1 protein-coding gene is annotated in these 395 nt (G+C 68.4%); it reads right to left on the bottom strand.

Annotation, left to right across the window (positions count from 1 at the left end):
• Window positions 1-133: 133 nt before the first annotated feature.
• On the bottom strand, window positions 134-395 hold a 262-nt coding region (locus tag ACPW96_RS23305), incomplete at its 5' end, for a DUF4394 domain-containing protein (protein ID WP_425886127.1).

Genomic DNA, 395 nt, shown 5'->3' with positions numbered 1-395 from the left:
CCTGCGTTCAACCGTCTTGCGGCAGCTGCATCTTCCGGATGGCGTGACGACAGGACGACTGAGCCCCCGACACCGTGCTGCGATGCCGGGGCCCAGTGGTCCCCGTCGAGCGACCCGCAGGCCGGGTCGGTCGTCAGAGCTGGTTCAGCGGGATCGCAATGTCGGTCACCGTGCGGTCGCCGATACGGCCCTCACTGGAGGCCGCACCCGAGAGCAGGTCGATCTCGTAGAGAACCCCGTTGCTGACGGCGTAGGGGAACAACCCCACGGCCTTTCCGCCGCGGACCATGCTGTAGATATCGAACCCCGAGTCGAGTGCGAAGTCGACGCCGAGGGCGCCGGTCGGCGAGGTCGTCCCGGCGTTGGCCGGCGACTGGATGGTCACCTGGTCGCGC

Origin of the sequence: Micromonospora sp. DT81.3 (assembly GCF_049847225.1) — a bacterium.
Classification (GTDB): domain Bacteria; phylum Actinomycetota; class Actinomycetes; order Actinomycetales; family Microbacteriaceae; genus Microbacterium.
The sequence above is the reverse complement of the archived record's forward strand: the minus strand, read 5'-3'. Positions and strand labels throughout refer to the sequence as shown.